This is a genomic window from Methylobacterium sp. E-012, from assembly GCF_057836545.1.
In genome coordinates this window covers 587,281-613,217 of sequence record NZ_JBYQEY010000001.1, presented here as the reverse complement: position 1 = coordinate 613,217, position 25,937 = coordinate 587,281, and the positions used below count along the sequence as shown (strand labels likewise).

General features: G+C 69.6%; 21 protein-coding genes. 14 read left to right on the top strand and 7 right to left on the bottom strand.

Annotation, left to right across the window (positions count from 1 at the left end; genetic code table 11):
* The first annotated feature begins 218 nt into the window (after nt 1–218).
* The 5 genes from ybgF (at nt 219) to glmM (ending at nt 6,837) form a co-directional block, all read left to right on the top strand.
* A complete protein-coding gene (ybgF, locus tag AC3IF1_RS02835; RefSeq protein ID WP_489215693.1) occupies nt 219–1,265 on the top strand; it encodes a tol-pal system protein YbgF in 1,047 nt (348 codons plus the stop codon).
* Nucleotides 1,262–2,437, top strand: coding sequence for a tRNA lysidine(34) synthetase TilS (gene tilS / locus AC3IF1_RS02830; protein WP_243973093.1), 1,176 nt, complete (start codon nt 1,262–1,264; stop codon nt 2,435–2,437). The genes ybgF and tilS overlap by 4 nt, the downstream gene beginning before the upstream one ends.
* A gap of 3 nt (nt 2,438–2,440) precedes the next feature.
* Nucleotides 2,441–4,363, top strand: coding sequence for an ATP-dependent zinc metalloprotease FtsH (ftsH, locus tag AC3IF1_RS02825; protein WP_243973094.1), 1,923 nt, complete (start codon nt 2,441–2,443; stop codon nt 4,361–4,363).
* A gap of 224 nt (nt 4,364–4,587) precedes the next feature.
* Nucleotides 4,588–5,334, top strand: a complete 747-nt coding sequence (locus AC3IF1_RS02820) for a sulfite exporter TauE/SafE family protein (protein ID WP_489215690.1) — start codon at nt 4,588–4,590, stop codon at nt 5,332–5,334.
* A 162-nt stretch (nt 5,335–5,496) separates the two neighbouring features.
* Complete coding sequence (gene glmM / locus AC3IF1_RS02815) at nt 5,497–6,837, top strand: phosphoglucosamine mutase (protein ID WP_243973125.1); 1,341 nt, start codon at nt 5,497–5,499, stop codon at nt 6,835–6,837.
* A gap of 124 nt (nt 6,838–6,961) precedes the next feature.
* On the opposite strand, the gene AC3IF1_RS02810 is transcribed toward glmM, so the two are convergent.
* Nucleotides 6,962–7,294: an MmcQ/YjbR family DNA-binding protein gene (locus AC3IF1_RS02810; RefSeq protein ID WP_243973127.1), complete on the bottom strand. Its 333-nt coding sequence runs from the start codon at nt 7,292–7,294 to the stop codon at nt 6,962–6,964.
* A 288-nt stretch (nt 7,295–7,582) separates the two neighbouring features.
* Between AC3IF1_RS02810 and AC3IF1_RS02805 the strand changes: the two genes are divergently transcribed.
* From AC3IF1_RS02805 to AC3IF1_RS02785, 5 genes are all read left to right on the top strand, one after another.
* Nucleotides 7,583–8,569, top strand: coding sequence for an outer membrane protein (locus AC3IF1_RS02805; protein ID WP_243973096.1), 987 nt, complete (start codon nt 7,583–7,585; stop codon nt 8,567–8,569).
* Between the two features lie 265 nt (nt 8,570–8,834).
* Entirely contained in the window at nt 8,835–9,740 is a 906-nt protein-coding gene (locus AC3IF1_RS02800) for an outer membrane protein (protein ID WP_243973097.1), read from the top strand.
* 41 nt (nt 9,741–9,781) lie between these two features.
* On the top strand, nt 9,782–10,015 hold the full coding sequence (locus AC3IF1_RS02795; protein WP_243973098.1) for a hypothetical protein: 234 nt from the start codon (nt 9,782–9,784) through the stop codon (nt 10,013–10,015).
* A gap of 601 nt (nt 10,016–10,616) precedes the next feature.
* The gene (locus tag AC3IF1_RS02790) at nt 10,617–10,961 is read left to right on the top strand and encodes a type II toxin-antitoxin system Phd/YefM family antitoxin (protein WP_243973100.1); all 345 of its coding nucleotides are present in this window, start codon (nt 10,617–10,619) and stop codon (nt 10,959–10,961) included.
* A 2-nt stretch (nt 10,962–10,963) separates the two neighbouring features.
* Nucleotides 10,964–11,593, top strand: a complete 630-nt coding sequence (locus tag AC3IF1_RS02785; protein WP_489215686.1) for a hypothetical protein — start codon at nt 10,964–10,966, stop codon at nt 11,591–11,593.
* Here AC3IF1_RS02785 and AC3IF1_RS02780 read toward each other — a convergent pair.
* On the bottom strand, nt 11,590–11,805 hold the full coding sequence (locus AC3IF1_RS02780; protein ID WP_489215684.1) for a hypothetical protein: 216 nt from the start codon (nt 11,803–11,805) through the stop codon (nt 11,590–11,592). The two genes, AC3IF1_RS02785 and AC3IF1_RS02780, sit on opposite strands and share 4 nt — an antisense overlap.
* 171 nt (nt 11,806–11,976) lie before the next feature.
* Nucleotides 11,977–12,525, bottom strand: a complete 549-nt coding sequence (locus AC3IF1_RS02775) for an HNH endonuclease (protein ID WP_243973106.1) — start codon at nt 12,523–12,525, stop codon at nt 11,977–11,979.
* A gap of 541 nt (nt 12,526–13,066) precedes the next feature.
* Between AC3IF1_RS02775 and AC3IF1_RS02770 the strand changes: the two genes are divergently transcribed.
* Complete coding sequence (locus AC3IF1_RS02770) at nt 13,067–15,811, top strand: DUF3772 domain-containing protein (RefSeq protein WP_489215681.1); 2,745 nt, start codon at nt 13,067–13,069, stop codon at nt 15,809–15,811.
* Between the two features lie 80 nt (nt 15,812–15,891).
* Complete coding sequence (locus AC3IF1_RS02765; protein ID WP_489215679.1) at nt 15,892–16,401, top strand: CAP domain-containing protein; 510 nt, start codon at nt 15,892–15,894, stop codon at nt 16,399–16,401.
* Nucleotides 16,402–16,414: 13 nt separating this feature from the next.
* Here the strand turns inward: AC3IF1_RS02765 and AC3IF1_RS02760 are convergent, their stop codons facing one another.
* Nucleotides 16,415–17,248, bottom strand: a complete 834-nt coding sequence (locus AC3IF1_RS02760; protein WP_243973112.1) for an OmpA/MotB family protein — start codon at nt 17,246–17,248, stop codon at nt 16,415–16,417.
* 17 nt (nt 17,249–17,265) lie between these two features.
* On the bottom strand, nt 17,266–18,039 hold the full coding sequence (locus AC3IF1_RS02755) for a motility protein A (RefSeq protein ID WP_243973114.1): 774 nt from the start codon (nt 18,037–18,039) through the stop codon (nt 17,266–17,268).
* Nucleotides 18,040–18,316: 277 nt separating this feature from the next.
* Between AC3IF1_RS02755 and AC3IF1_RS02750 the strand changes: the two genes are divergently transcribed.
* Entirely contained in the window at nt 18,317–20,092 is a 1,776-nt protein-coding gene (locus AC3IF1_RS02750; protein ID WP_243973116.1) for a glucan ABC transporter ATP-binding protein/ permease, read from the top strand.
* Between the two features lie 78 nt (nt 20,093–20,170).
* On the opposite strand, the gene AC3IF1_RS02745 is transcribed toward AC3IF1_RS02750, so the two are convergent.
* On the bottom strand, nt 20,171–22,843 hold the full coding sequence (locus tag AC3IF1_RS02745; RefSeq protein ID WP_489215676.1) for a DNA translocase FtsK: 2,673 nt from the start codon (nt 22,841–22,843) through the stop codon (nt 20,171–20,173).
* Between the two features lie 147 nt (nt 22,844–22,990).
* Here AC3IF1_RS02745 and mtnA point away from each other — a divergent pair, with 147 nt between their 5' ends.
* Entirely contained in the window at nt 22,991–24,088 is a 1,098-nt protein-coding gene (mtnA, locus tag AC3IF1_RS02740; protein ID WP_243967184.1) for an S-methyl-5-thioribose-1-phosphate isomerase, read from the top strand.
* A 257-nt stretch (nt 24,089–24,345) separates the two neighbouring features.
* On the opposite strand, the gene bchE is transcribed toward mtnA, so the two are convergent.
* Entirely contained in the window at nt 24,346–25,896 is a 1,551-nt protein-coding gene (gene bchE, locus AC3IF1_RS02735; protein ID WP_489215673.1) for a magnesium-protoporphyrin IX monomethyl ester anaerobic oxidative cyclase, read from the bottom strand.
* Nucleotides 25,897–25,937: the final 41 nt, after the last annotated feature.

Genomic DNA, 25,937 nt, shown 5'->3' with positions numbered 1-25,937 from the left:
GCGGAGTCACGCATCGCGTCCGGACACAGGCAATGGCCGGTCCCAGGCACGTCTCCCTCCCCCTCTGCGGGGGAGGGGGCGGGTATGGCAGGCCTCGGCTACCGTCGTGGAACGGCCGCGCAGCCCGCACGGGACGGGATCCGCCGCCCCGCCGCAGTTTTGCCGCGGACCGGCGCATCTGATAGGGGCTCGCGCCGCCACTGGACCGCAGCCGCCTCATGCCCGCCCGCCTTCGCACCCGCCTCGCGCTCGTCACCGCCCTGGCCACCGCGCTCCTCGGCCATCCGGCCGTGGCGCAGGATGCCTCCGAGCTGGTGGTGCGCCTCGGGCGCATCGAGAACCAGTCCCGGATGATGGCCGGGCAGATCGAGACCCTCCAGTACGAGAACCGCCAGCTCAAGGAGCAGCTGCGCAAGTTCCAGGAGGATGTCGAGTTCCGGCTGAGCGAGGGCAAAGGTGAGGGCAAGGGTGGCGGCAGGCCTGCGCCCGCGGCCGCGCCGCCCGCCGCGGGTCCGGCCGGCGGCGTCAACGGCGTCAATCCGGGCTCCGGACGGCCGGGCAAGCGCGGCGACGCCTTCGACCCCGGGCAGGCCCCCGGGGCGCCGGGCGCGCCGATGCAGCTCGGCAGCACCCAGCCCTCCGCGCCGCTGCCGCCCCGGGAGGCCGTCGAGACGGCCGCGCCCCGGCCGCAGCGCCTGCCCCAAGGGGCGATCAACGGGGCGCTCGACGGGGTGACCGAGGGGGCGACCGAGGACGAGGATGCGGACACCGCCGCCCCCGGCTCCGACGAGCCGGTGGACCTGCGACCGCCGGCCCGGACCGGCGCGATCCCGGCCCGGCCCTCCGAGAGCGAGAGCGTCGCCGCCACCCGGCCCGGCGACCCGGCGGCGGATTACGACGCCGCGGTGGAGCTGTTCCGCGCCAAGCAGTACGAGCAGGCCGAGATGGGCCTGCGCCAGTTCATCCAGTCCCATCCCCGCGACAACCGCGTCGCCGGCGCCACCTACTGGCTCGGGGAGAGCTACCTCGCCCGCGGCCGCAACCGCGAGGCCGCCGAGCAGTTCTTGAAAGTCTCCACCGACTACGCCCGCTCCGCCCAGGCCCCCGACGCCATGCTCAAGCTCGGCGTCACCCTCGCCGCCCTGGGCGCCCGCGAGCAGGCCTGCGCGACCCTGGCCGAGCTCGACCGGAAGTTCCCGAATGCCGGGACGGGCGTCCGCCAGGGCGTGGCGCGCGAGCAGAAGCGCGTCCGCTGCGGCGCTTGAGCGGATCGGACGACCCGGTCCGCGACGCCCTCGCGCCCTGGCTCGACCGCGCCGTGCGCGATGGCTGCGGCCTCCTCCTCGCCGTCTCGGGCGGACCCGATTCGACCAGCCTGATGCACGCCACCGCGCACCTAGCTGCGCACCTGCGTGCGGGGCGCGGCGCCCCGGCCGTGCAGGTCGCCACGGTGGATCACGGCCTGCGCCCGGAGTCCCGCGCGGAGGCCGAGGCGGTCGGCCGCGCGGCCCGGGCCCTCGGCCTGCCGCACGCGATCCTCGCCTGGGCGGGGCCGAAGCCCGGGACCGGCCTGCAGGCGGCGGCCCGGGCCGCCCGCTACGGGCTGCTCACCGCCGAGGCCCGGCGGGTCGGCGCCGGCCTCGTGCTCACCGGCCATACCCGGGACGATCAGGCCGAGACGGTGCTGATGCGCCTCGCCGCCGGCAGCGGCCCCGCGGGGCTCGCCGGCATGCGGGCCGCGCGGGCGCTGGCGCCCGGGATCGGGCTGGGGCGGCCGTTCCTGACCCTGCCGAAATCCGCCCTGGTGGCGTGGTGCGAGGCCCGCGGCATCCCCTACCTGCGCGACCCCGGCAACGCCGACCCGCGCTTCGCCCGCGGGCGCCTGCGCGCGGCCTGGCCGATCCTGGAGCGGGAGGGCCTGACCCCGGCGCGCCTCGCCCGCCTCGCCGCGCGCGCCGCCCGCGACGGGGCCGCGCTGCGAATCGCCGCCGCGCAGGCCCTCGACGCGGTGCGGCTGCCGGAGACCGAGGGACGCATCCGCCTCGACGGGACCGCGCTCGCGGCCCTGCCGGAGGCCGTGGCCCTGCGGTGCGTCGACCTCGCCCTGACCCGGGCGGGCGCGGCGCCCCGCCGCCTCGAACGCCTCGAAGCCCTCGTCCTCGAATCGCTGCTGCCGGCCCTGCGCGGCCGCTCGGCGATCCGGCGCACGCTGGCGGGGATTCTGGTCTCCACCGACGGGGCCGCCACCCTGTGTCTCGCCCCCGCACCCCCGCGCCGGCGGGCGGCGGATCGGGCCCCGGATGCTGCCCTCGCCGCAGGGGCCCCCGAATTACTTGGCAAGGGAGAGCCCCCCGCCTACATTGGCGGGGTGTGCACGGATGGACCGGAACTGCCGAGGGACGCGTCCGTCTTGGGGGTCGCACACGCCAAGGATTGATCGATGAACCCGAATTTTCGCAACTTTGCCTTGTGGGTCGTCATCTTCCTGCTGGTGCTGGCCCTCGTCACCCTGTTCCAAAACCCCGGCCACCGGGGCGGCGGCAGCGAGATCGCCTACAGCCAGCTCCTCAACGACGCCGATTCCGGCAAGATCCAATCGGTGGTGATTTCCGGGCAGGACGTGTCCGGCACCTATGTCGGCGGCGGCAACTTCACGAGCTACGCCCCCAACGACCCGAGCCTGGTCTCCAAGCTCCAGGGCAAGGGCGTGCAGATCACCGCCCGTCCGCCGTCGGACAACACCCCCTGGTTCATCCAGCTGCTCGTGAGCTGGCTGCCGATCCTCGTCTTCATCGGCGCCTGGATCTTCCTGTCGCGCCAGATGCAATCCGGTGCCGGCCGGGCCATGGGCTTCGGCAAGTCGAAGGCGAAGCTCCTGAACGAGGCCCACGGGCGCGTCTCCTTCGATGACGTCGCCGGCGTCGAGGAGGCCAAGGAAGACCTCCAGGAGATCGTGGAATTCCTCCGCGACCCGCAGAAATTCCAGCGGCTCGGCGGCCGGATCCCCCGCGGCGTGCTGCTCGTCGGCCCGCCCGGCACCGGTAAGACCCTGATCGCCCGGGCGGTCGCGGGCGAGGCCAACGTGCCGTTCTTCACCATCTCGGGCTCCGACTTCGTGGAGATGTTCGTGGGCGTCGGCGCCAGCCGCGTGCGCGACATGTTCGAGCAGGCCAAGAAGAACGCCCCCTGCATCATCTTCATCGACGAGATCGACGCGGTCGGCCGCCATCGCGGCGCCGGGCTCGGCGGCGGCAACGACGAGCGCGAGCAGACCCTCAACCAGCTCCTCGTCGAGATGGACGGGTTCGAGGCCAACGAGGGCGTCATCATCATCGCGGCGACCAACCGCCCCGACGTGCTCGACCCGGCGCTGCTGCGTCCGGGCCGGTTCGACCGCCAGATCATGGTGCCGAACCCGGACGTCACTGGCCGCGAGCGGATCCTGCGGGTCCACGTCCGCAAGGTGCCGCTGGCCCCCGATGTCGATCTCAAGGTGATCGCCCGCGGCACCCCCGGCTTCTCGGGCGCCGACCTGATGAACCTCGTGAACGAATCCGCGCTGCTGGCCGCCCGTCGCGGCAAGCGCATCGTGACGATGCACGAGTTCGAGGACGCCAAGGACAAGGTCATGATGGGCGCCGAGCGGCGCACCCTGGTGATGACCGAGGACGAGAAGCGGCTCACCGCCTATCACGAGGGCGGCCACGCCATCGTGGCGTTCAACGTCCCGGCCACCGACCCGGTGCACAAGGCGACGATCATCCCCCGCGGCCGGGCGCTCGGCATGGTCATGCAGCTGCCCGAGCGCGACAAGCTGTCCATGAGCTTCGAGCAGATGACCTCCCGGCTGGCGATCATGATGGGCGGCCGCATCGCCGAGGAGATGACCTTCGGCCAGGACAAGGTGACCTCGGGGGCGCAGTCGGACATCGAGCAGGCGACCCGGCTCGCCAAGATGATGGTGACCCGCTGGGGCTTCTCCCCCGAGCTCGGCACCGTGGCCTATGGCGAGAACAACGACGAGGTCTTCCTCGGCATGTCGATGGGCCGGCAGCAATCGGTCTCGGAATCGACCGCCCAAAAGATCGACGCCGAGGTCCGCCGCCTGGTCGAGACCGGCCTGGAGGAGGCCCGCCGCATCCTGGCCGAGCACAAGGACGATCTGGAGGCCCTGGCCCAGGGGCTCCTCGAATACGAGACCCTCTCGGGCGAGGAGATCCGCAACCTCCTGAAGGGCCAGCCGCCGATCCGCGACGGCGGCGACGTGCCCCCGACCCCCGCCCGGGGCTCCTCGGTCCCCTCGGCCGGCCGCGGCCGGCCGAAGGAGAGCGACGGCGGGCTTGAGCCGCAGCCGCAGGCGTGAATTCAGGCAACGCAACGAGAAGGGCGCCGCGAGGCGCCCTTTTTTGTTGGGTTCTACGCGCCGGGCCTGTTTCGGAATGCATTGGCTAAGCCGAGCCTCCCGCTGGCCAGCATGACAATCCGCCCCGCCTGTCCGTGAACACCGCGCGAAAGCTCGGCCGGAGGCTCGGATCGGGCGAGCGAATTGGAAAGACCAGGGTTGGATCTCTTCGAGCCACGTCACTGATGCCGTTGTCCGTGTATCTCGTCGTCGGCCTCGGGGCCGCGGTCGCCGGGTTCGTGCAGGGACTGTCGGGCTTCGCCTTCGGCCTCGTGGCCCTGTCGTTCTGGGCCTGGGTGATCGACCCGCAACTGGCCGCGATCCTGGCGGTGGCCGGATCCCTGACCGGGCAGATCGTCGCCGCCGTCACGGTCCGGCGCGGCTTCGACCGGGCCCGCCTCGCCCCGTTCCTGCTGGGCGGGCTGGCCGGTGTCCCCCTGGGGGTGCTCCTGCTGCCGCATCTCAACGCCGATTGGTTCAAGCTGGTGCTGGGCGCCCTGCTGGTCCTGTGGTGCCCGGCCATGCTGCTGGCCAGGGACCTGCCGCGCATCGATGCGGGCGGGCGGCTGGCGGATGCCGCGGTCGGCCTGAGCGGCGGCCTGCTCGGCGGTCTCGGCGGCTTCACCGGCGCGCTGCCGACCCTGTGGTGCGTCCTGCGCGGCTACGAGCGCGACACGCAGCGCGCGATCATCCAGAACTTCAACCTCGCGATGCTGGCCGTCACGATGACCGTCTATCTCGGCTCCGGCCTGGTCACCCGGGCCGCGCTGCCGATGCTGGCCGTGGTGCTGCCCGCCATGCTGATCCCGGTCCTGCTGGGCACCCGGGCCTATGTCGGCCTGAGCGAGACGGGCTTCCGCCGGCTGGTGCTCGGCCTCCTGACCGTCTCGGGGATCACCCTGCTGGCGGCGGCACTGCCGCGGCTGCTGTAGGGCCCGGGTCGGACGGCGCCGCATTTCGACCGCCTTTGTCGCGGAGCACCCGGGTCACCCCGCCGGCGCGAGCCCCCGGCAACTGCCCAATCTGCTAAGTTCTGTCGGGCTAGACTGTCGGTATGTCGGCCGGCGGCGAGCCCGGCACCGGAGATCGTGATGGTGCGCAAGTATTTCGGAACCGACGGCATCCGCGGCCGGGCCAACGGGGTGATCACCCCGGAACTCGCCCTCAAGGTGGGCCAAGCGGCGGGCCTCGTGTTCCAGCGCGGCGACCACCGCCACCGGGTGGTGATCGGCAAGGACACCCGCCTCTCCGGCTACATGATCGAGACCGCCCTGGTGGCGGGCTTCACCTCGGTGGGCATGGACGTGCTGCTGCTCGGGCCGGTGCCGACGCCCGCGGTGGCGATGCTGACCCGGTCCATGCGGGCCGATCTCGGGGTGATGATCTCGGCCTCGCACAACCCGTTCGAGGATAATGGCATCAAGCTGTTCGGCCCCGACGGGTTCAAGCTCAACGACGCGATCGAGCACGAGATCGAGGGGCTGATCGACGCCGACATGCACAAGCGCCTGTCCGCCTCGAACGATCTCGGCCGGGCCAAGCGCATCGAGAGCGTGCATGCCCGCTACATCGAGTTCGCCAAGCGCACCCTGCCGCGGCACGTGACGCTCGACGGGCTGCGCGTGGTGGTCGACTGCGCCAACGGCGCCGCCTATCGGGTCGCCCCCGAGACCCTGTGGGAACTCGGCGCCGAGGTGATCGCCATCGGCACCGAGCCGGACGGGTTCAACATCAACCGCGATGTCGGCTCAACCGCCCCGGCGGCGCTGATCGCGAAGGTGCGCGAGCGCCGGGCCGATATCGGCATCGCGCTGGACGGCGACGCCGACCGGGTGCTGATCGTCGACGAGAAGGGCCACGTGGTCGACGGCGACCAGCTGATGGCGGTGGTGGCGCGGTCCTGGCAGGAGGACGAGCGCCTCACCCAGCCGGGGCTGGTCGCCACGATCATGTCGAATCTCGGCCTGGAGCGCTACCTCGGCGGCCTCGGGCTGACGCTCGCCCGCACCGCGGTGGGCGACCGCTACGTCCTCGAGCACATGCGCGAGCACGGCTACAATCTCGGCGGCGAGCAGTCCGGCCACATCATCATGTCGGACTACACCACCACCGGGGACGGCCTCGTGGCGGCGCTCCAGCTGCTCAGCGTCGTGCAGCGGCAGGAGCGGCCGGTGAGCGAGGTCTGCCACTGTTTCGAGCCGCTGCCGCAGATCCTCAAGAACGTCCGCTACAGGACCGGCGAGCCGCTCCGCCAGGACAGCGTGGTCAGCGCCATCGCGCATGCCCGCCAGCGGCTGGGCAATGGCGGCCGCCTGGTGATCCGCCCCTCCGGCACCGAGCCGGTGATCCGCGTGATGGCCGAGGGCGACGACCGCAGCCTCGTCAACGACGTGGTCGACGAGGTGGTCGACGCCGTCACCCGCGCCGCGGCCTAAAGTTCGGGATTCCAAAGGGCGAGCCCTTTGGCGGGGTTCGGGGGCGGAGCCCCTGATATCTCCACCAGGGCTCCGCCCTGGACCCGCGAAAGGTCTCGACCTTTCGAAACCAGGACCTGGGCGCTCAGTCGTAGGCGGCGCGCAGGTCCGGCGGCGCCGTCATCCGCCACGCCGCCAGGAGGGCGGTGCGAAGCACCTCCTCCTCGCAGGGGTCGAGGTCGAGATTGGTCCAACCGCGCCGGCCCCAGGCCCCGTCGAGGGGCGTGAACAGGTCCGGCTCGGCCGCGCACAGGTCGGCCTGATCCGCGGGGGCGAGCCGCAGCACGACCCGCGCCTCCTCGACCCACAGGGTCGCGAACACCCGGCCGCCGACGCGGAAATCCGGGTTGCCGCTATGGGCGCCCGAGACCGCCTCGGGCAGCATCAGCGCCAGGATGCGCACGTCCTCGGGCAGCATCGGCTCACGCCGCCGCGCCGGGCCGGAACCGGCCACGCGGGGATGCGCGGAGCGGGCGGCTCATGCAGTCTTCCTCACGTACGGTTCGATCCTCGGGGGCGTGGAGACGCTCCGCATTGGACAGGGACCAATATTTGCGGAGCAACGGTTTGCGCAGGCCAGGCGAAAACATGCAAGCCTAAGACTTAACGTTAAGCCGGATTTAAGACGTTGCCCGCATTCTTCACAGGGTAAACCAAGAGCACGCACGCCGAGCGTCGGGCTCACGAATCCAGTAAAGGAATTCTTATGGCCCGCTCCAAGCTCAACGCTTTGGTGCGTAGCCTGACGCTCGCGGCGAGCGTCGGCGCGCCCTGCCTCGCCGTTGCGGCGGATCTGCTGCCTCCGCCCCCGCCGCCGCCCGAACCGATCGAGGTCGGCGGCGGCTGGTACCTGCGCGGCGACGTGGGCGCCAGCGTCTACAACCGCCCGAAATACAGCACGGCCTACGACTACACCGGCTACCCGGACGCCAACCGCTCCTTCGGCAACGAGATCGGCGGCGGCGGCTTCGCGGGCGTCGGCGTCGGCTACCAGTTCACCCCGTTCTTCCGCGGCGACATCACCGGCGAGTACCGCTACGCCACCGGCCTGCGCGGCAGCGAATACTACCGCGGCCCGGATTACGACGACGGCCTCGGCTCCTACGGGGTCAACAAGTCGAGCGGCAACTTCGATTCCGCGGTGGTGCTCGCCAACGCGTATTTCGATCTCGGCACGTGGTACGGCATCACGCCGTTCATCGGCGGCGGCGTCGGCTACGCCTTCAACCACATCTCGTCCTACTCGACCAACCAGCAGTTCACCAGCCCGACCTACGGCTACGATTACGGCAACCCGAACTACGATTGCAGCTGCGGCCAGGCGTCCTACAACTACAAGCCGGTCTACGACTCGAACGGCAACCCGGTCTACAACACCAACAGCGGCAGCAAGTTCTACAAGGACAAGTCCTACGGCAGCTTCGCCTGGGCGCTCCATGCTGGTCTCGCCTACAACGTGACCGACGCGCTGAAGATCGAGCTGGCCTACCGCTACCTGAACCTCGGCAAGGCCGAGACCGGCGCCGGCTACGTGCCGTGCTGCACCGGCAGCCTGCAGGCGATCAAGGTGAAGGACATCGAGGCGCACGACGTGAAGATCGGCCTGCGCTACTACCTCGGCGGCGTCGTGTCGGCCCCCCTGCCGCCGCTGATGCCGGAGCCGGTCCCCGGCCCGCTGGTGCGCAAGTACTGATCGCACCCCGATCTCACCACCGGACGGCGACGGCGCGGATGACCTCCGCGCCGTTTCGCGTTCCGGGGCCGCCGCGCGAGCACCGGATGCAACCGGAGACATCTTCGATCACGATCGATGTCATCCGAGCGAGGGTCGAAAACAGCGCTTGAGCAGCATTGCGACATGGAAATTCATATCGGGCAACGGATGATTAAGGTTACTCGACTATCACTGAGTCGAGGCTCGATCCGCCGTTCGTCACGTCAGTCCCAGGACGATCCCGATGCGTACCGTCACCTTTCCGCTGCTGGCGGTTCTCGGTCTCTGCGGCGCCAACACCGCCCGGGCCGCCGACCTGGACTACGATTATCTGCGCGGCGCCGAGTACGATCCGGTCCCGGCTTCGGTTCGGGTGATCGACTGGAGCGGCGTGTATGTCGGCGGTCACGGCGGCTACACCTCGGCGACGCTGGGCACCAAGGGTGCGCTGCAGCCCCTGATCTATCGGGACTCGCACGATACGACGGGCGAGTCCGACTTCAGGGCCTCGACCCTCCTCAACCCGTCGTCGAAGCGTGTCGGCGATGTGAGCTTCGGCGCCTTCGCGGGCTACAACGTCCAGTTCGACCAGTTCGTCTTCGGCGTCGAGGCCGATTACACCTATTTCGGCCGGATGGGTGTTTCGAGCGACGGGCTCGGCCGCAGCCAGACCAGTGCCGCCGGCACCTACGAAGTCGTGAGCCTGAACGGGTCCACCGCCACCCGGGTCAACGATTACGGCACGCTGCGCGCGCGGATCGGCTACGCGTTCGAGAACTTCATGCCCTACGTGACCGGCGGCGTGGCGATCGGGCGGGCGCGCATCGCCGATTCGACATCCTACCAGAATTACGGGTTCAACCTGACCGCCTACAACGCCAACTTGGGCGGGACGCCGACCTACGTGAACAATTTCGGCTATACGGCCTTCAACCCCAGCGCGCCCTATAACGGGACACCGTTCACCGCGCTCCAGGCGCAGTCGAAGACCAAGGTCGTCGCCGGCGCGGCGGCGGGGGCCGGCATCGAGTACGCGATCACCCCGAACATCCTGCTCCGCGCCGAATACCAATATGTCCTGTTCAGCGACTTCGACGGGCACAAGGTCAACCTGAACACCGTCCGCGCCGGCGCGGCGATCAAGTTCTGATGCGGCACGGTCCGATATTGCCTGCCGGCGGGAGCCTGTCCATGCGCGTTCGTCGCTGTCTCGCAGTCGCCGCGGCCCTGCTCGCCGCGGGGCCCGTCCTGGCGTCCCCCGCGCCCTGGCCCGGGGACCGGCCCGAGCCGCGCGTCATCCGCCACAGGGGTCTGGTGCGGATCGTCCCGTTCGTCCCGCCGCCCGTGCTGGTGCGGGACTACCTGCCGCGCAACCACAACGTCCCGATGTACAACGCGCCGCCGCGCTCCGCGCCGGCTTGGTGAGGATTCCACCCCATCCGGCCCTGCGCGTCGATCAGGTTCGCGGCCTCCGTGGTTGCCGCCGCGTGTCCCGGTAGAGATCGCCGACCCTGCACGAGCGGCCAGCCGACGGGATCTCCAGCGCGTCGTCGGGACCCGTCAAGGCTTGGACCACCGCACGCTGGACGCGAGGTCGCCGCGGTGCCGCGCCCACATAGCGTCCTGGTGCGCGCGCTCCGGCTCAGAGATGCCCGTGTGGCGCACCCCATAAAGACGGACTCGCGGACTGCTCAGTGACTGATCGGCGGCAGGTGTCGGCCTCGTAAGGGCGTGTCGTTCCACCCGGTAAGCACGTCATGTCCAGGGGGGCGCAGCCCCATAAGGGTGTTACGGTCATCTCAGGGGCCTGGACTCGCGACCCTGCAGACCGCTGCATCCGCCCGAGGCCCCCATCCCGATGCCGTAATGGGCTGGGGCGAGAGGACTCCTGTGCGTAGCGACCGACCATCGCCATGGCACGGTCGCCGCACGGTCTCCTGCAGTAGAGGAGGAAGCGGGGCACATCCTGATTGCACAATCACGTAAAACACGTGATTGTGTATCTTGGCCTCCGAGAGGTTCTTCGATGCAAGCCTTTACATCCCTCGATCTGCAGCAGCGGACGGGCGACGTTCAGCGCGCAGCCGCATCGGACGTCGTCGTTATCACCAGCCATGGAAAGCCGCGTTCCGTGATGATGTCGGTCGACGAGTTCGTCCGGCTCAAACGTGCGTCGGGGGAACCGGTGTCATTGCCCAGGAGCCGTCCGGTCGTGCGCCGCGGACTTCCCGTCGATCCACTGGGATACGACACGTCCGACCTACGAGCCTGTGCGCTCGCCATGGCCGACGATGCGTTGAACAACCGTAACCAAGACGCGGTCGAGGCCGAGATCCGCGCCGTGGAGAGGCGTTTCGGGTCTCGTTCATGAGGGTGGGCGCTGAGCATCGTGACGAGCGCGTCCCACGCCTCCTCATCCCGGATAACACGCCCCTCTCGCTGTTGGGTTGGATCGGCGGCGATGCCTTGGATTGGTTGTTCGTCGTCGGCGCGGAAGTCTGGGTAACCGACATGGTGAAGGAGGAAGCCTTGCGCGATCCTGATCCCGGGGACGACCCCCGATCAGGACATCGCGCTGGCATCGCGGCATGGTTCGAACGAAACGCGTACCGCATCCATGTCCAGCCGACCGGGGTAGGAACGGCCTATAGGAACGCCATGGACCTCTGGGAGCTCTCGGGCCGTCCGCCGGACAAGAAGCCAGTTTGGAAGGATCTCGGAGAACAGAGCATCCTACAGGTGCTCGATGGAGTGGAAGCCGTCGTCGGGGACGGACAAGCTGTCGTGACCATCGTGGACGACAGGAAAGCGCGGGCGGCTATCCAACTGGTCGAGCATATCGACATTGACCTGATGGGTACGCGGTCCTTCCTGTTGTGGGTCGAGCGGCAATTTGGCGTGAAACAGGCGGCGACCGCTTGGATGACCATCACGATGGCCGCCGCAGGAAACGTCCCGAAAGACGCCGTGGAAGATCCGATCTATGTCAGGTCGCCTTTCTAGAGATCGCCTTGCGGGCCGTGGGCGAGGCCGTTCATGCCAGCAGGGGCGCGCTCACGCGAACCGCTGCGGTGCACGGCGTTCGCCAGGCGGTGATCAGGGCCGCAATCGACTGCGTCGAACCCGCGTTCGGCGGCCAGGCCTTCTCTGCTGTGCGCGTCCGACGGGCAGGCGACCTTTCCGCTGCCGCCCTCACGTTTCAACGGATCGGACACCGCCTGATCCCAGAATGAAAGGCGGTGATGCCGACTGATGCCGGCAAGCCTGGAAAAGAAACGCCCTCGGGCGATCAGGAAAACCCGGCCTCCCGAGGGACGTGACGCGCTTATAGCGGTGTTTTACGTGCTTATCGGGTCCACGACAGCCCGGTATGCGATGCGCCGGCCTCAGCTCTCCAGCTCGCTATCCCAGTACAGGTAGTCGAGCCAGGTGTGGTGGTACTGGCGGTGGTCGAATTCGGGCTGCCGGTGGTGCAGCTCGTAGCGGGTCGGCCGGCGCGGCTCGGTCATGAGGGGCATGTCCGCCTCGGCCGGGGTCCGGTTGGCCTTGCGCAGGTTGCAGGGCGAGCAGGCCGCCACGACGTTCTCCCAGCTCGACAGGCCGCCCCGGGAGCGCGGCACCACGTGGTCGAAGGTCAGGCCGCCCGCGGGCAGCCGCAGGCCGCAATATTGGCAGCTGAATCCGTCGCGCAGGTAGATGTTGTAGCGGGTGAAGGCCGGGCTGCGGGCGAGGGCCACGTAGTTCTTCAGCGCCACGACGCTGGGCACCCGCAGGGAGCGCGAGGGCGAGCGCGCCTCGACGTCGTAGCTCGCCACCAGGGTGACCCGGTCGAGGAACAGAGCCGTGAAGGCGTCCTTCCAGGACCAGAGGGAGAGCGGATTATAGGAGAGCGGCCGATAATCCGCGTTGAGGACGAGGGTTTGAAGATCCATCATCGGCGCGACTCTTCAGACTGACTCTGACGCGGATAACGCGCGGGACCAGGCCGACGCCGCACGGGCCCGTCCGAACCGGCCCGGGGCCGATGCGGGCCGGGGCGCGGGGCGTCGGCCTGGGGGGAGAGGCGGAGGAACAACAGGGCTGCGGGCCGGCGCGCGGGGGCGCCAGTCGAGGCGGTCAGATCCGGAACGCGGCCGGGCCGGGCCGGCGCGATCACCGGCCATACCCTTCCGCGTGATGACGAAAAGGCCCTGTCCATAGGATGTTCATCTAATCCCAGCGTGACACCCTTGTGAAGCTTTTCCGGCCGGGCCCAGAGACGCACCCACAGGACGCACCCACAGGACGCACCCACAGGATGCCGCCCCGGGCGGAGGCCGCGCCGAATCCGGCACGGGATGGGCAGGAGCACGGTTTCGCCCCATTGCTCGCCCAGAGCGCCGGGTCTCCAGGAGGCCCGCCCGGTCCCCTGTCGCCGCCGATTCGCCGATGCCGGAGCCCGACCGCGCGTCCGGCACGCCCGACGAGAGGTCGCCCATGACTCGTGCGCAGATCCATGCGCAAGCGCGCAGCCGGAAGCCGGAGGGCGGCGCGCGCCGGTCGCGCCTCCCCGCCCTGCTCGCCGCGCTGATGCTCGGCCTCCCGGCGGCCGCGCCCCTGTCGGCCTTCGCCCAGGCGCCGGTCCAAGCCCCGGTCCAAGCCCCGGCCCAAGTCCCGGTCCAGGCGCCCGCGCAAAACCATGCCCCGGCCCCGGCAGGCAAACCCGCCGAGAGCAAGCCTGCGGAGACCAAGGCCGCCCCGGCGCAGGCTGAGCTCCCCGAGCAGTTCAAGGCGGTGCGGGCCAAGCTCGACGCCGCCAAGGCCGAGCTCGACGCCCGCGAGAAGCAGCTCGGGCATACCGACCTGACCGTGACCGACCTCACCGCCATCCGCGACAGCGCCGCCACGGTCACCGACGAGATCCGCACCCTGGTGACGCGGCTCGACGCGCCCCTCGAGGCCGCCCGCGAGCGGCTGGCCCAGCTCGGGCCGAAGCCCAAGGACACCCAGGAGAGCGCCGACGTCGCCGAGCAGCGCGCCGAGCGCGAGGCCGCCGTCACCCGGATCGACGAGACCCAGCGCCTGGCCCGCTCCCTGGTGGTCCAGGGCGACCAGATCGTCGACCGGGTCTCGAACCGCCGGCGCGAATCCTTCACCCGCGACCTGTTCCAGCGCTCCCAGCCGCTGATCGGCCCGGGCCTCTGGGCCAAGGTGATGGCCGACATCCCCCGGGACACGCGCGCCCTGCAGAGCGCGGTCTCCGATATCGGCCTGCTGTTCTCCCGCAACGGCAGCCTCGCCAACCTGCTGTTCCTGGGGCTCGCCTTCGGGATCTCGATCGCGCTGTATTTCGGGCGGCGCAACATCGCCCCCCGGGGCGCCCGCCGGGATTCCGGCCGGACCGACCCGTCGCGGCGGGCCACGCTGCTCGCCGCCTGGCGGGTGATCCTGCTCGGCACGGTGCCGGCGGTGGCCGGGTCCTACGCGGTCTACTACGCGCTGGACGCCACCAACCTCCTGCCGTCCCGGCTCCTGCCGGTGGCCGCCGCGATCGCCGGGGGGCTCGCCTTCATCGCCTTCGTGGAGGCGCTCTGCGACGGGCTGCTCAGCCCCGAGAAGCCCGCCTGGCGCCCCGCCCCCGTCGGTGACGCCGCGGCCACGCGCCTGACCCGGCTGGCGGTCGGCATCGCCACGGTGATCACCGTGGTGAAGTCCGTGGAGGCGCTCAATTCCGGGATCTCGGCCGCCCTGCCGATCTCCATCGCCACCCGGGGGCTGGGCGCCGTGGCGACCGCCCTGATCCTGGCGGTCGGCCTGCACCGCTTCGCCGACACCGAGCAGGAGGAGGAGGCCTGCTTCGGCCCCTACGTGCCAACCAAGTCGACCACGGGCATCGGCGGGCCGGCCCGCCTCATCGGCTGGGCCGCCGTGGCGGTGATCGGGCTGGGGGCGCTGGTCGGCTACGTCGCCTTCGCGACCTTCCTGATCGACCAGCTGATCTGGGCCGGGGGCGTGCTGGTGCTGCTCTACCTGCTGGTCCAGAGCGTCGACATCTTCGTGGGCCGCGCGCTGAGCGACGAGACCCGGCTCGCCACCGCGCTCCAGGCCAATACCGGCCTGCGCAAGCGCTCGCTGAACCAGATCTCGGTCCTGGCGACCGGCGCCGCCCGGGTCGTCCTGTTCCTCGTGGCCGCGCTCCTGGTGCTGGCGCCCTGGGGGCTCGATTCCACCGACATCGTGTCGTCGGTCCGCCAGGCCTTCTTCGGCTTCAAGGTCGGCGACGTGACAATCTCGCTGTCGAGCATCGCGCTGGGGATCGGCATCCTGGTGCTCGGCGTGTTCATCACCCGCGGGGTGCAGCGCTGGCTGGAGAACACCTACCTGCCGGCCACCGACCTCGATGCCGGCCTGCGCAACTCGATCACCACGGTGGCGGGCTATTGCGGCTTCCTGCTCGCCCTGGCGCTGGCCTTCTCGTATCTGGGCTTGAGCCTCGAAAAACTCACCCTCGTGGCCGGCGCCCTGTCGGTGGGGATCGGGTTCGGCCTGCAATCGATCGTCAACAACTTCGTCTCCGGCCTGCTGCTCCTGTGGGAGCGCCCGATCCGGGTCGGCGACCAGGTGGTGATCGGCGATTCCGAGGGGATCGTGAAGCGGATCTCGGTGCGCTCCACGGAGATCCAGACCTTCGACCGCTCGGCCGTGATCGTGCCGAACTCGAACCTGATCTCCGGGGTGGTCAAGAACCGGGTGCGGGGCGACCGCACCGGCCGGGTGAGCATCACGGTCAGCGTCCTGCGCAACCAGGACCCGGTGCGGGCCGCCGAGATGATCACGGCCTGCGCGCAGGCCCATCCCGACGTGCTGAAGGAGCCGCCGCCCCGGGTGGTGTTCAGGAAGATCGGCGACCCGTTCCTCGAATTCGAGCTGCTCGTCTGGATCGTCGATGTCAGCCTCGGCCTCAAGGTGCAGACCGACCTGAACTTCTCCGTGTTCTCGACCCTGTCGGGGGCGGGGTTCATCCCGCCGCTCGGCCCCGGCGCCAGCATCGTCACCGTGCAGGGCCTCGATACGATGCAGAGCGCCATGGGCGAGATCGCCAGCCGCTTCGGGCTGTCGGCGCCGGCCCCCGATGCCAAGGCCCCGGAAGCCAAGGCCCCCGAAGCCCCGGCCTCCGCGGAGTCCGCGGCGCCCCCGGTCCAGCCGCAGCGCGACCGCGGCCTGCGCAGCGCGGGGGGGTGAGGCAGCCCATGCGAACCGGCCCGGCCGCACCTATATGCCGAGGCATCCAAGCCGGTTGTCGCAGCAGGGACCTCAGAGACGTGGGCGGACGAAACGCGAGACGGGGTCTGCGGCTGGCAGGCACATTCCTGGTTCCGGCCCTGCTCGGCGCCTGCGCCGCCCAGGCGCCGGCCCCGACCGGGCTGCCGAGCATCTACCTGCCGCTGGCGAGCAACAACGCCCATATCGACGTCGATGCGGCCCGCGACATGATCTCGGCCTACCGCCGCAACCGCGGCGCGCCGCCGCTGGCGGTCGATCCGGAGCTGCAGCGGCTGGCGGAGGCCGAGGCCGCCGCGATGGCGCTGGCCGACCGGCCGAGCCAGGCGCAGACCGTCAAGGCCGCGGTCCAGCGGCTCGGCTACGCGGACGTGAACGCCAACCTCTCGGCCGGCTACCACACCCTGGCCGAAGCCTTCTCCGGCTGGCGCGAGAGCGCGCCGCACGATGCCGCGATGGTCGATCCCCGGGCGACCAAGATGGGCATCGCCACCGCCTACGCGCCGGGCTCGAAGTACAAGGTCTACTGGGCGCTGCTCACCGCGCGGTAGGGGTGCGGGGCCCCTACGGCAGCCCCTTCACGTTCGGCACCGGCGGCGCCTCCCTGAGCAGCGTGATGGTCACCCGGCGGTTGGCCGGCATGTAGGGGTTGTCGGGGAACATCGGCTGGGTGTCGGCCTTGCCGGTGACCGAGGCGAACCGGTCGTCCGGGATCCCCGAACGGGCCAGGATCTCCCGGACGCTGACGGCCCGGCCCGACGACAGCTCCCAGGGCGGCGCCGCCGGGCGCTGGCCGGGCCGGTCGGTGGCGGTGAAGCCGGTGACGGCGATGCGGTTCGGCATCTGGCGGAGCGCCGGACCGAGCCGCTCCAGGAGGCGCCGCGTGCGCTCGTTCGGGCGGGTCGAGCCCTCCGGGAACATCGAGCGCCCGTCCTGGTCGACGACCGACACGTCGAGGCCCTGCTCGGTCCGGGCGATGACGATGTTCTTCGACAGTTCGGCGAAGTCCGGCATGCTCTGCAGGGCCTGCCGCAGGGAGGCCGCCGCGAGGCCGAAATTCTCCGGTTCGCCCATGTCGGGCATGCCGAACGCGCTGCTCTTGTCGAGCTGCGGCGGCGTGGTCCGGTCGGTGGCCTCATCCGGGGGAATGTCGCGCCGGAACTTCACGTGGTCGGCGGCCGGCAGGCCCTCCGATTCGATGATGCCGGCGAACTTCGAGTCCTTGTTGACGCCGAAGGCGTCGCGCATGGAGCCCGCCACCAGCTGCATCTTCTTCTGGTCCTGCGTCGAATACGCCGCGACCATCACGAAGAAGCTCATCAGCAGGGCCATCAGGTCGGCGAAGGTCACGAACCAGCCGTGACCGCCATGGGCGCCGCCGCGCTTCCGCCGAGCCATCTCAAGATTTCGCCATCTCAGGCCGCCTGCTCCATCAGCGCGTCGCGATGGTTGTGCGGCAGGTAGGCGACCAGCATCTCGCGCACGAGGGTCGGGCTCTTCTGGTCGCGGATCATCAGGATGCCGTCGATGATCAGCGAGCGGGACACGTCCTCCTCCTCGAGCTTCACGTGCAGCTTGTCGGCGAGCGGCAGGGTGATCAGGTTGGCGATCACGGCGCCGTACAGGGTGGCGAGCAGCGCGGTCGCCATGGCCGGCCCGAGCTTCGAGGGATCGGACATGTTGGCGAACATCGCCACCATGCCGAGGATGGTGCCGATCATGCCCCAGGCCGGGGCGCAGTCGCCGTAGGCCCGGTAGACCTTCGAGCCCTCGTCGAGATGCATCAGGAAGTTGTCGCGGTCCCGCTCCATCGTGTCGCGGATGAACTCGCGGTCGTAGCCGTCGGCGATGTAGCGCGCGCCCTGCGCCAGGAACGGGTCGGAGATCTCCATGTTCTCCAGCGCGATCGGCCCGCTCTTGCGGACCACGTCGGCGATCTTGGTGATCTCCTCGATCAGTTCCTGGGGCTTCACCGAGCGCATCATGAAGGCGAAGCGCAGGCCCATGGGCAGGCCGTGCATGATCACCGAGAACGGGAAGCGGATCATCGTGGCCGCGGTGGCGCCGCCGAACACCACGACCAGGGCGTGCTCGGACAGGTAGGCGCCGAAATGGCCGCCATCGAGCATGATCAGCCCGATCACGACCCCGAGGCCCGAGAGCAGGCCGAGTGCGGTGGCGAGATCCATGAGGCGGGTGCCCGATGCCGAATCGTTCTAGGGAACCCGGGGGCCGCAAACGGCTGGGTAGCCCACAGGGTTAGGAAACCCGGCTGAACGAACGGTAAAGACGCCCGTTTCCGGCCTGTGTCGGCCCGTCATCGCCCGTTCAGGCGGAGCCTGGCATAGCCCTGTCGTATGAGGGGTTTGCGGGGAATCGGCGAGGGCGCCGGCCGCGCCGGCCCCTGAGGTCGAGGCGCAGGACCCGGGTCACACGGGCCGCGCCAGGGGTGGCGGAGCGGTCGTGATGGTTCGTCTGTACGGGCGGGTCCTGGGTTTCCTGAAGGCGGAGCGGCGGCTGGCCATCGGCTTGGCGCTGACCAACGTCGTGCTGGCGGTGGCGGCCTTCGCCGAGCCCCTGCTGATGGGCCGGATCATCGACCAGCTCACCCATCTCAAGCGCGGCGGCGACGCCATGACCACCATGCTGCCCCTGCTGGCGGCCTGGGTGGCGTTCGGCTTCTTCACCATCGCGGCGGGCGTGTTCATCGCGCTCCACGCCGACCGGCTGGCCCACCGCAACCGCCTGTCGTCGATGGCGAGCTACTTCGAGCACGTCCTCGACCTGCCGCTCGCCTTCCACTCGGCCAACCATTCCGGCCGCGTCCTGAAGGCGATGCTGGAGGGCACCAACGGCATGGCCTGGCTGTGGCTCGGCTTCTTCCGGGACCACCTCGTCGCCCTGGTCTCGCTGGTCGTGCTCCTGCCGATGACCCTGTTCATCAACTGGCAGCTCGGCTCGATCCTGGTGGTGCTGGTGCTCGCCTTCACGGTTCTGACCACCTTCGTGATGCGCCGGACCGAGGCGCTCCAGGGCCAGGTCGAGGAATTCAATTCGGGGCTGGCCGCCCACGCGTCCGACGCCCTCGGCAACGTCGCGGTGATCCAGTCCTTCACCCGCGCCAAGGCCGAGAAGGACGCGATGCGCGGCATCATCACCAACCTGCTCGCCGCGCAGATCCCGGTCCTGTCCTGGTGGGCGCTGGCCAACGTGGCGACCCGGGCCTCGGCGACCATCACCATGACGGCGATCTTCGTCACCGGCATCTGGCTCTACCAGGCCGGCACCACCACGGTGGGCGAGGTCGTGGCCTTCATGAGCCTGGCCACCGCCTTCGTGGCGCGCCTCGACCACGTGGTCGGCTTCGTCAACGGCCTGTTCCAGCAGGCGCCCAAGATCGCCGAGTTCTTCGAGATCTACGACACCGTCCCGTCGGTGGCCGACCGGCCGCACGCCCGTCAGGTCGCGCGGTTCGAAGGCGAGGTCACCTTCGAGGATGTCGCCTTCTCGTATGATGGCCGGCGCAAGGCGCTGGACGGCGTCTCGTTCTCGGCCCGTCCGGGCGAGACGATCGCCCTGGTCGGCACCACCGGCTCGGGCAAGTCCACGACGCTGGGCCTCCTGCACCGCAGCTTCGATCCGGCCTCCGGGTCGATCCGGATCGACGACATCGACGTGCGCGACATCGGCCTCTCCTCGCTGCGCCACAACATCGGCGTGGTGTTCCAGGAACCGATGCTGTTCGCCCGCTCGATCCGCGAGAACCTCCAGGTCGGCCGCCCCGACGCCACCGATGCCGAGATGCTCGACGCCCTGGAGCGGGCCCAGGCCGGCTGCTTCATGGCGCGCCAGCCGGACGGGCTCGACACGGTGATCGGCGAGCGCGGCCGGTCGCTCTCCGGCGGCGAGCGCCAGCGGCTCTCGATCGCCCGGGCGCTCCTGAAGAACCCGCCGATCCTGATCCTCGACGAGGCGACCTCGGCGCTGGACGCCGCCACCGAGCGCAAGCTCCAGGGCGCCCTCGAAGCCGTCATGGAGGGGCGGACCACCTTCGTGATCGCCCACCGGCTCGCCACGATCCGCGACGCCGACCGCATCCTGGTCTTCCACGAGGGCCGGATCGTCGAGGCCGGCACCTTCGACGCGCTGGTCGCCCAGAACGGCCGCTTCGCCGAACTCGCCCGGGCCCAGTTCATGGCGGCCGAGGCCGACGCGGAGGAGGGGCTGGCGCTGGCGGCGTGAGGGGCTGCCGAGCGTATCTCGCACGGTTCGGGAGGATGCGCGGGCCTCTGCGGGGGCGGGGACCCTGGAGAGCCCCCGTCAGCCGACCGCATCCTCCACCAGGATCTCGCGCTTGCCGGCGTGGTTGGCCGGACCGACGATCCCCTCGACCTCCATCCGCTCCATGAGCGAGGCGGCGCGGTTGTAGCCGATCTGCAGGCGGCGCTGGATGTAGCTGGTCGAGGCCTTCTGGTCGCGCAGGACCACCTGCACGGCCTGCTCGTAGAGGTCGCCGCTGGCCTCGCCGAAGGAGCCCTGGTCGAACACCGCGCCGTCGAGTTCCAGTTCCGCCGCGCCGGCCTTGCCCTTCCCGCCCTTCTCGGGCGCGCCCTCCTCGTCGTCCGCCGTGACGGCGTCGAGGTAGCTGGGGCGGCCCTGGCGCTTGAGATGGGCGACCACGGTCTCGACCTCGCTGTCCGAGCAGAACGGCCCGTGCACCCGGGTCGTGCGCCCGCCCCCGGCCATGAACAGCATGTCGCCCTGACCGAGCAGCTGCTCGGCGCCCATCTCGCCCAGGATCGTGCGCGAGTCGATCTTGCTGGTCACCTGGAAGCTGATCCGGGTCGGGAAGTTCGCCTTGATCGTGCCGGTGATCACGTCCACCGACGGGCGCTGGGTCGCCATGATCAGGTGGATGCCGGCCGCCCGGGCCATCTGGGCGAGCCGCTGGATCGCCCCCTCGATGTCCTTGCCGGCCACCATCATCAGGTCGGCCATCTCGTCGACCACGATCACGATGTAGGGGAGGGGGGCGAGGTCCATGGCCTCGTCCTCGTAGACCGCCTCGCCGGTGTGCCGGTCGAAGCCGGTCTGCACGGTCCGGGTCAGCACCTCGCCGCGGGCGGCGGCCTCGGCGACCCGGGCGTTGTAGCCGTCGATGTTGCGCACCGCGATCTTGGCCATCTTCTTGTAGCGCTCCTCCATCTCGCGCACGGCCCATTTGAGGGCGATCACCGCCTTCTTCGGGTCGGTGACCACGGGGGAGAGCAGGTGCGGGATGCCGTCGTACACGGACAGCTCCAGCATCTTCGGGTCGACCATGATCAGGCGGCATTCTTCCGGCTTCAGCCGGTAGAGCAGGCTGAGGATCATGGTGTTGATCGCCACCGACTTGCCCGAGCCGGTGGTGCCGGCGACCAGCAGGTGCGGCATGCGCGCGAGGTCGGCGATGATCGGCTCACCGCCGATATTCTTGCCCAGGCACAGGGCCAGCTTGTGCTTGCTCTCGACGAAGTCCGTGGAGGCCAGGAGCTCGCGCAGGTACACGGTCTCGCGCTTGGCGTTCGGCAGTTCGATGCCGATGGCATTGCGGCCGGGCACCACGGCGACGCGGGCCGAGACCGCCGACATCGACCGGGCGATGTCGTCGGCGAGCGCGATCACGCGGCTCGATTTGGTGCCGGGGGCGGGCTCGAGCTCGTAGAGGGTCACGACCGGACCGGGCCGCACCGCCAGGATGTCGCCGCGCACGCCGAAATCGCCGAGCGTCGCTTCGAGCATCGTGGCGTTCTGCTCCAGGGCGTCCGCCGAGACCAGGCTCGCCTGGGACGGCCCGCGGGGGGCCGCGAGCAGGTCGAGGGCCGGCAGGGCGTAATCCTCGGGCCGGATCGGGGCCGCCGGCGTCCGGCGGGCGGCCACGGGCGCGGCGGCCGGCGGCGCGACCCGGGACGCGGCCGGCTCGGGCTGCGCCGGCAGGGGCCGCGGCGCCGGGGTGCGCGGGGGCAGGGGGGACTCGGGGACCTCGAATCCCTCGGCCGAGTCCTGCGGCATCCCCGGATGGGCGGGGGCGTCCGGGTCCGGGGCCTCGTCCTGCAGGTCGAAGACGGGCTCGCGCCGGCCCGGGCCCGGCTGGGCGCCCTCGGGCAGATGGTCGGCCCAGGGCAGGTCCGCATCCGTGAAGGCGCGCCGGGCCGCCAGGGCCGGCGAGGCGCCGTCGAAGGGCTCGGCCCGGCCCGACCGCCAGGAGGCCAGCCGGTCGGCCGCCGCGAGGCGGAGCCGCATCAGGCCCTGCGCCAGGGCGCCGACGCCCACGAGGCCCAGGCCCGGCTCGTCGGCATCCTCGCGCTCGTCGCGGCCGGACGCGTGCCCCCGCATCGGCGGGCGCCGGGCGGGATAGGGCTCGTCGTAGGCCGGCTCCTCCTCGACGGCGCCGAACCGGCAGGCCCCGGTGAGGCTGAGGATCGCCACGGCGGCGTAGACGAACCCGACCAGGTGGGCGGCGGCCGACGAGACCGCCCCGACGATCACCCGCGCCAGGGACAGGAGCCCGTCGCCGGCGACGCCGCCGAGCCCGGTGGGCAGCGGCCAGCGCGCCGTGGGCGGCAGGGCGCTCGCTACCGCGCTCGCCGCGCAGAAGCCGATGATCCAGAGGGCGATGCGCAGGCCGCCCTCGGGCAGGTCGCGCTCGCGCATCAGCCGCACCCCCCAGAGGGCCGGGGGCAGCACGAAGGCCAGGGATCCGAGGCCGAGGATCTGCATGGCGAGGTCGGCCACCACGGCGCCCGGCTGGCCGAGCACGTTGTGGGCGGGATGGTCGGTGGCGTGGTTCAGGCTCGGGTCGTCGATCGACCACGTGGCCAGGGCCACGGTCAGCGCCACGGCGCCGGTAAACAGCACGAACCCGCCGAGTTCCGTCAGGCGCTTGCCCAGGAACGGGCGGACGCTGTCGACGAAGGTGTCGTAGGGCGATGCGGGACGGCGAAGCGAGCGCATGCGGGACCGGACGCAGAACGGGGACTCTCGCCCGAGGCTAGGCATGGCGCCCTTAACGAGCCGCTAAGGTTGAGGAAGGCTCACCGCCGCCCGGCCGCTCCGCTCGGGAGGGTGCAAAATCCGCTCCGCTGTGGCACAGGACCGGCCATGAATATCGACGGCCAGCCCTACCGCACGATCTTCCCGGACCCGGACGGCGTCAGCGTCCAGGTGATCGACCAGACCCGCCTGCCCTTCGCCTTCGTGCTGACGCGTCTCGCCACGCTGGAGGACGCCGCCCTGGCGATCCGCACCATGATCGTGCGCGGGGCGCCGCTGATCGGCGTCACCGCGGCCTACGGGCTGGCGCTGGCTATGCGGGCGGATCCGTCGACGGCGGGGATCGACCGGGCGGTGGCCACCCTCGCCGCGACGCGGCCCACGGCGATCAACCTGCGCTGGGCGCTGGACCGGGTCGCCGCCAACCTGCGGCAGGTTCAGCCGGAGGAGCGCTTCGCCCGCGCCTACGCGGAGGCCGGCCGCATCGCCGAGGAGGACGTGGCGAGCTGCCGCGCCATCGGCGTCCATGGCGGCCGGATCATCGCCGACCGGCACGCCGCGACCGGGCGGCCGGTCACGGTGCTGACCCATTGCAACGCCGGGTGGCTCGCCACGGTGGATTGGGGCACGGCGCTGGCGCCGATCTACGCCGCCCACGCGCAGGGCGTGCCGGTGCATGTCCTGGTCGACGAGACCCGCCCGCGCAACCAGGGCGCGGCGCTCACCGCCTTCGAACTCCACGGCCACGGCGTGCCCCACACGGTGATCGCCGACAATGCCGGCGGGCACCTGATGCAGCACGGGACGGTCGACCTGTGCATCGTCGGCTCGGACCGGACCACGGCGCGCGGGGACGTGTGCAACAAGATCGGCACCTACCTGAAGGCGCTGGCGGCCCACGACAACCGCGTGCCGTTCTACGCGGCGCTGCCGTTCTCGACCATCGACTGGACGCTGGACGACGGCGTGCGCGAGATCCCGATCGAGGAGCGCGACGGCCGCGAGGTCACCCACATGACCGGGCGGCTCGCCGACGGCGGCTTCGCCACGATCGAGGTGGTCTCCCCCGGCAGCCCGGTGGCCAACCCCGCCTTCGACGTGACCCCGGCCCGGCTGGTGACCGGCATCATCACCGAGCGCGGTGTCTGCACGGCGAGCGCCGAGGGACTGTACGGGCTCTATCCGGAGCGCCGAACCGCGGCGTGAGGGCGCGCCGGGGAGCCCCTGCGCGAACCGGGCGAACGGTGGTCACCGGCTTTCAGACACGGACGCTGCGCGCCTGACGAGGACGGCCTGAACGCGATCGGCTGGACCGGGATCAGGTCGGCGACGGGTGGATTTCAGCTGGTCTGCTCTCGGAGAAGCGATCTAAAAAAGCAGTCATCTATTTCTGTAGGCGAACGCGCCGATCTATCCCCCTCAATGGCGTGAGCAAGACGAATTTGCCAACACGTTGGGCTTGATCAAGGGGCACCGACAGCGCTTCGCATTGTGGTATCGCCCAGATTACGCTTCGACGAGCGGGCCAAACTCAAAGCCTCTTCTTCATGGTCCTGTGCTGCTCCGAGATGGTCAAGCACTGTTTGACCGTCAGCACGTACACGGTCGTGTAATATAAAATTGCAAATTTCGTGGATCCATACTCGGCGTCCCATGCGATAGTACCAGCGGATCGCATGCCGTATTTTCGGATCTGCATGCCAGATCCACCGCATGAGCGCCTTCGGGCGAAGCTGCGCAGCTGCCTCAATCAGCTTGACCCAAACAAAGAGACGGATTGGTGACATCCGAGTCATTCCCAAGACTTGGTGTTTGTAATCCCACTTCGTTGGATCTTGCTGTACAACAAGGCGGCCTTTGGCGAGCCTGTAGTACGGCGTCCAGCGATGTGGCGTTACATACAATGCCTGGATCTGATCTGCGTCGTAAGAGATTAGCTGGCGAAGCCCGCGCAAAAGATCTGAGTCGGTCTGATCATCGAAGCCTGCGACCCACGTTGCCATCGAAAGGATGCCATGCTGCCGCAGGAGGCGAATGGCCTCGCGGTCACTGGCTATTGCGCCACCCTTCCGGATCAGTCTCAGTGTCGCCTCATCGGTATTTTCCATGCCCATGAGGAAGCGTTCAAAACCGGCCTTCTTATAAAGATGGAGAATGTCGGCATCACGTACGATGTCGTCGGCGCGGGTAGAGCCTACCAAAGTGATAGAGATATTTTCTTCTATCAGGGCTTCGAGGAAGGCACGCCAGGGCTTGCGACCGGCGCTTGGATTTTCATCGGCGAAATTAAAAACCTCGACACCATATTCACGATGCAGGCGCGCTATTTCTTTCGCAAGCCGCACAGGGTCGCGATGACGCCAACGCGTCCAGAAGCCACGTTGACCACAGTAGTTGCATAGATGCGGACAGCCGCGAGAAAACTGGATTACAACGGCGCGCTTGCCACCCCAATAGCTATAATTCGCATGATCTATGAGCTCCCATCCGATCCGATAGGCATCAAGGTCGGTGATGACGCTTGCAGCACGGGTCGCAACAGGCTCTCCGTCGCAGATGTACGCGATACCATCGATGTCATACAGATCATGACCTAGATCAATAGCTCTTATGAGACGTCTTATAGTCTCTTCGCCTTCTCCTCGTACGATTGCACACACATGTGGCTCGCGCGTGAGGATCTCTCGCCAAAAATAGGTCGGATGAACGCCGCCGTAGATGATCGCGACATCGGGCAGAGCTTGAGCAACAATTGCGGAAATTTGAGCGATGATAGGGTGGCCCGACGACGAACCCGAATGACCGAACAAGACCGCATCCGGTCTGCGCGCGATAATCGTCGCGGTGAGGTCCTCCAGAGCCATCGGACCCAGCTCCGCATCGATCAGCTCAACAGCGTGGCCGTCATCTATCAGTGGGCCACCGACGCAGAGTAGGCCTAATGGAGGTAGCTGCTCCTTGGGGATGCGGCTGCCGGTGGCCGGATGTGGCACGTTTGCCAGGACGATCTTCAAGCTTGGGCCCTTTGGCAGACTCCGTCGATCGACCATCGACG